Here is a 5,264-nt window from a genome sequence, read left to right as displayed (position 1 = left end):
GTCGGTTAAACATATGATCCCCCATTAGAATTCGATGTAATTTTCAGTGTAGACCATAATTTTCTTAACTGAGGTTCATCGCGGCTTTATGGACTTTTCTGAAAGCGTTGTGAATGCGCAATCAGGTAAGGTAGGCCCGCGGTTGAAAATAACGAGGATCAAATATGTATTTACGACCAGACGAGGTGGCGCGCGTACTTGAAAAAGTCGGTTTTACTGTCGATGTGGTAACCCAGAAAGCGTATGGTTACCGCCGTGGGGAAAATTATGTCTATGTTAATCGCGAAGCGCGAATGGGACGTACCGCTCTGGTAATTCATCCAACATTAAAAGAACGCAGTTCAACACTGGCTGAACCCGCTTCCGATATTAAAACTTGCGATCATTACCAGCAATTTCCGCTCTATTTAGCAGGCGAGCGACACGAGCATTACGGTATCCCGCATGGCTTTAGTTCGCGTGTTGCGCTTGAACGTTATTTGAATGGTTTATTTGGCGAAGCCAGTTAAAGACGCGACTGGCGATGCCAGTCGCGAAAAGAAGAGTCAGGCTTTTACCTGCTGGTAACGGCTGACTTTAAACAGTCGGCGGCAATAATCGAGGAAGTAGCCATAAACCGCCCCCATCAACATCGAAACAACGATGTTTGAACTGACCGCCGCCATAATCTGATGCCAGTCTGCGCCCACCACTAACAAGATCGCCACATACACCGGTGACTGGAACGTCACATAAGCCAGGATATCAGCCAGATTTTTTATCCAGCCCGACGGGCTAACTTTGCGTGCCGCGCGCATAAACAGATCGCGGTACATACCGTATGGCCATGCAATTAAGATGTTCACCGGAATCGCTACCAATCTGGAATAAAAAGACTGTTCGAAGCTCATTCCGGAGAGGAAAACTTCAATACACATGTTCACGACAGAACAGTAAACAACCATCGCGAACGTATCTGCAACTGCATGACGCAAGCGTGACTGCGGTGAGAACATGCTAATGCTCCTTAATAAAAGCGTAATGGGATGTTAATGGAGATGAAAGCAGTGGATCTCATTGCCATCTGCATTTTCGCATAGCGTATATCGCTGGCTATGGCTAATCAATTAGTGAAAAATTTTTATTTAGTCAGTTTTTGTAGATAAAATATTCCGTAACGGCTCGTTTTTTGTACATTGTGGATTTTTACATGCCGATATGATTTATTTTCAATTAAATCAATTAGATATGACCTTGCCTTTAATTTCACTAATGAAAGTTTGGGGGGGAGGTAACGCTATAAGCGTAGAGAATTCGGTGTTTGTCGTGACCGGGTCATTTACAGCATTTTTGATGCCAGAAAATGTACATTAACAGCAGAAAGCACCAGTGAGGGGTGTTTTCTTTTATTCTGTTATATTGCATTTTTATTCACTTCGGTTTTGTCAGGCTTGCGGAGTTAGCGAGCAGAGAGCGCCACTCTGTTCACCAATAACCTAAATTACTCATCAAAATGGCTAATATATAATCTTGAAATTATTCTGAGAGTTTCAGAAAATAACAGCTGAAATAATCTCGCGCAGGACTGTAAATAGATTAAATTTTGTGGAAATATAATAAGTGATCGCTTACACTACGCGACGAAATACTTTTTTGTTTTGGCGTTAAAAGGTTTTCTTTATTATGTCCGTAATGTTACAAAGTTTAAATAACATTCGCACCCTCCGTGCGATGGCTCGCGAATTCTCCATTGACGTTCTTGAAGAAATGCTCGAAAAATTCAGGGTTGTCACTAAAGAAAGACGTGAAGAAGAAGAACAGCAGCAGCGTGAACTGGCTGAGCGTCAGGAAAAAATTAGCACCTGGCTGGAGCTGATGAAAGCTGACGGAATTAACCCGGAAGAGTTATTGGGTAATAGCTCTGCTGCTGCACCACGTGCTGGTAAAAAACGCCAGCCGCGTCCGGCGAAATATAAATTCACTGATGTTAACGGTGAAACTAAAACCTGGACCGGTCAGGGCCGTACACCGAAGCCAATTGCTCAGGCGCTGGCAGAAGGTAAATCTCTCGACGATTTCCTGATCTAATTACTGAGGCCGGATGTCGCTGCTAGGGCGCGTCCGGCGTCGCTTCTCAAGCTCGTTGGTTCCACGGCATCTTATCTAACAACCTTGCCATTCCACAAAAACCGCTGATTCCTGCAAACAGTAACCCGGCACCAACAAAGCCACTTAATAAGAAGAAACCGCTATTTACGGTATAACCCAGTACAACGCCGATTAATATTAAACCACCCGCAGCGATCTGCACCTGGCGCATTAACGGCAAGGGTTGAGATTTATTTACCGCTACTGGCAATCCAGCTCTTTTCCAGCCATCAATCCCATCTTCGAGTAAAAATATTTCTGCGGGGGCGGCAATCGCTGCTAATTTATCGGCGTTATTACTGGTGCGTTTACCTGCCTGGCAGTGGAATATAATTTGCTCGCGACGTAATTTAGGTGGAAGACCTGACTGTTCCAGCACGGATAATAGAGCCAGATCTGCTTCAGGAATATGTTCACGAAGATATTCATCAGCGTCACGAATATCGATTAACTTTGCGCCGCGTGCGATTAATTCTTGTGCATCATGCGGCGAAATGGTTGTCAAAGCCATAGTGACTCCTTACGGACAATAGACATTTTTCAGGGTGGCGATAATGGCATTTACCGCCTCATTTTTAATGGAATATAGAATGCGTTGGGCATCCCGTTGGCTGTTGATAAGCCCTTCGTCCCGCATACGAGCGAGATGCTGTGATGTCGCAGAGGCGCTCAGTCCGGTAATGCGCGTCAGCTCTCCCGCGCTGGTGCCGGGGGAACCGCTAAGCATGCACAGAATCAGCAACCGTTTAGGGTGGCTCATTGCTTTCAATAAGGCCGCTGCCTGTTCGGTACTGTCCTGTAATTGCGCGAGTTCAGTCATATTTATTTAAGTATTTTCTAAATTAAGTAAACTCTAAACTAAAAATGCAACATATACCAGCCTCAGCAGCGTAAATGAGAGTAAAAGCGTAAGCTGAAACTGGCAGGCTCCGCTAAAATTACTACGCTTAAGAGATAAAATCTCTTTTTAAACAATGAGTAATTTTCTTATAGGGAGTACATATGGGTTTCTGGAGAATCGTCATCACCATCATTCTGCCGCCGCTCGGCGTGCTGCTCGGTAAAGGGTTCGGTTGGGCGTTCATTATTAATATTCTGCTGACACTGCTTGGGTATATCCCCGGTTTGATTCACGCGTTCTGGGTGCAAACCCGCGATTAAACCTGTGCTCACCCCCGCGGCGTTAACGCGCCGCGTTCCTCTGCTACACTTTCTGAGTGTTTCCGTTAACGAATGAGGTAGCTATGGGTCTGTTCAATTTTGTGAAAGATGCCGGAGAAAAACTCTGGGATGCGGTTACAGGTCAGCACGATAAAGACGATCAGGCGAAGAAGGTGCAGGAGCATCTGAGCAAAACCGGTATACCTGATGCCGATAAAGTGAACATTCAAATTGCCGACGGCAAAGCGACGGTCACTGGTGACGGCCTGAGTCAGGAGGCGAAGGAGAAAATCCTTGTTGCGGTGGGGAATATTTCCGGTATTGCCAGTGTTGATGATCAGGTGAAAACGGCGACACCAGCCACTGCCAGCCAGTTTTATACCGTTAAGTCTGGCGACACTCTGAGTGCCATTTCCAAACAGGTCTACGGTAACGCTAATCTGTACAATAAAATCTTCGAAGCGAATAAACCGATGCTAAAAAGCCCGGATAAAATTTATCCGGGGCAAGTGTTGCGTATTCCGGAAGAGTAGTTAATTGCCAGCCATCGCCTGCTGGATAATGGGAATTGGCGTCAGTAAATGCTGGCGCATTAACTCACTGGCGCGCGCTGTATCTCGCGCCAGTACCGCCGCAGTCAGGGTCTGGTGCTGATCGTGTTTATCCTCCAGCATTTCCACCGAAAGCACCGTTCGCCGCAGCCAGATAAATCGATAACGCGCCGCCAGATCAAACAACCGTTCACACATTTGCAGCAAATAGTGAGAACCACAGCCCGCCACAATTGCTGTATGAAACGCCTGATGACGCAGATCCCACTCATCAAGCATTTTCTCGCTGGCGTCACAGGCTTCCAGCTTACTGAGCAGATGCGCTTTTGCGAGAACGTCTGCCTCCCATTCATCGCCACCGCGGGCAATCGCCAGACTGACCAGCATCGCTTCCATATTGGCGCGGGCGTCGAAAATATCGAGCAGCTCCTGCTCTGACATAGACGCCACCCGATACCCTTTTTGATTCACCACCGTGACCAGCCGTTCCGCCACCAGTTGAGAAAGTGCTTCCCGCAACGGCCCAACGCCAAGTGCATAACGCGATGTCAGTAAACTCATCCGTAATTTTTCATCCGGTTGAAAATTACCGCGAGCGATAGCCATCCAGAGACGTAATGGTCATGGTGTGACTCCTGATCATTATCAGCGCGTATTATGAACGGGTGTTTTTTGCCACAATACCAGCTTTTTCCAGCGAGCCATAATTGGCACGGTACAGATAATCCCTATCGCTAATAAGCCGGTGGAGATCACTTCTAACTGTTGCGCCGGACGGAATAGCATCACTACCAACACAAAGGTAATAAAGCCGATGACCAGCCAGGTGAGCCAGGGATAAAGCCACATTCGCAAGCGAATTTCGCTTCCTTCTGCTCGCAGAATTTTGCGCACCCGCAACTGTGAAACGGCGATGACTAAATAAACCAGCAGGGCGATAGCGCCGGAGCTGTCGATCAGAAATTTAAATACCTTCGCAGGCGCGTAATAGTTCACCACCACCGTTAAGAATGCCGCGCCGGTGGAGAGTAACACCGCCACGTACGGGGTTTTACTGCGGTTGATTTTACCCATTACCGCGGGAGCATCACCGCGACGGCTTAAGGAGTAGAGCATCCTTGAGGCGGTATACAGGGCCGAGTTCAGGCAACTGGTTACGGAAAGTAATATCACACAGTCCATGATTAATTTCGCATGGGGAATATTGAGCAATTCCAGAACCGAGCGATAAGATCCAACGGCTTTCAGCCCCGGCATATTCCACGGTATTAATGCCACGACGACAAAAATAGAGCACAAATAGAAGATAGAAATACGCCAGATAACCGAGTTGGTGGCGCGGACAATGTGTTTTTCCGGCGTGTCGGATTCCGCGGCGGCAATGGTGACAATTTCTGCGCCCATAAACGAGAACATGGTGATCAA

General features: G+C 47.1%; 7 protein-coding genes and 2 pseudogenes. 4 read left to right on the top strand and 5 right to left on the bottom strand.

All coding sequences use genetic code 11. From position 1 onward, the window contains the following. Positions 1 to 164: 164 nt before the first annotated feature. On the top strand, positions 165 to 509 hold the full coding sequence (locus tag ACUU1M_RS18570; protein ID WP_000281320.1) for a DUF2002 family protein: 345 nt from the start codon (positions 165 to 167) through the stop codon (positions 507 to 509). Between the two features lie 36 nt (positions 510 to 545). Here ACUU1M_RS18570 and alaE read toward each other — a convergent pair whose 3' ends face one another. After that, positions 546 to 995, bottom strand: coding sequence for an L-alanine exporter AlaE (gene alaE / locus ACUU1M_RS18565; RefSeq protein WP_000492656.1), 450 nt, complete (start codon positions 993 to 995; stop codon positions 546 to 548). A gap of 667 nt (positions 996 to 1,662) precedes the next feature. Here alaE and stpA point away from each other — a divergent pair. Continuing rightward, positions 1,663 to 2,067 (top strand): DNA-binding protein StpA, encoded by a 405-nt coding sequence (gene stpA, locus ACUU1M_RS18560; protein ID WP_000115383.1) that lies wholly within the window; start codon positions 1,663 to 1,665, stop codon positions 2,065 to 2,067. Between the two features lie 46 nt (positions 2,068 to 2,113). Here the strand turns inward: stpA and ygaP are convergent, their stop codons facing one another. Together ygaP and ACUU1M_RS18550 are read right to left on the bottom strand one after the other, a co-directional pair. Beyond that, a complete protein-coding gene (gene ygaP, locus ACUU1M_RS18555; RefSeq protein ID WP_001229435.1) occupies positions 2,114 to 2,638 on the bottom strand; it encodes a thiosulfate sulfurtransferase YgaP in 525 nt (174 codons plus the stop codon). 9 nt (positions 2,639 to 2,647) lie between these two features. Further along, positions 2,648 to 2,947, bottom strand: coding sequence for an ArsR/SmtB family transcription factor (locus ACUU1M_RS18550; protein WP_000137293.1), 300 nt, complete (start codon positions 2,945 to 2,947; stop codon positions 2,648 to 2,650). Positions 2,948 to 3,129: 182 nt separating this feature from the next. Here ACUU1M_RS18550 and ACUU1M_RS18545 point away from each other — a divergent pair, with 182 nt between their 5' ends. Beyond that, the gene (locus ACUU1M_RS18545) at positions 3,130 to 3,288 is read left to right on the top strand and encodes a YqaE/Pmp3 family membrane protein (protein WP_000508177.1); all 159 of its coding nucleotides are present in this window, start codon (positions 3,130 to 3,132) and stop codon (positions 3,286 to 3,288) included. Between the two features lie 83 nt (positions 3,289 to 3,371). Then, a complete protein-coding gene (kbp, locus tag ACUU1M_RS18540; protein ID WP_000522424.1) occupies positions 3,372 to 3,821 on the top strand; it encodes a potassium binding protein Kbp in 450 nt (149 codons plus the stop codon). Here the strand turns inward: kbp and csiR are convergent. Both csiR and ACUU1M_RS18530 read right to left on the bottom strand, forming a co-directional pair. After that, a pseudogene (gene csiR, locus ACUU1M_RS18535) lies at positions 3,822 to 4,464 on the bottom strand (DNA-binding transcriptional regulator CsiR). A 20-nt stretch (positions 4,465 to 4,484) separates the two neighbouring features. Beyond that, positions 4,485 to 5,264, bottom strand: a pseudogene (locus ACUU1M_RS18530) (GABA permease); the annotation flags it as partial.

Source organism: Shigella sp. SIG6 (assembly GCF_053555815.1).
The sequence above is the reverse complement of the archived record's forward strand: the minus strand, read 5'-3'. Positions and strand labels throughout refer to the sequence as shown.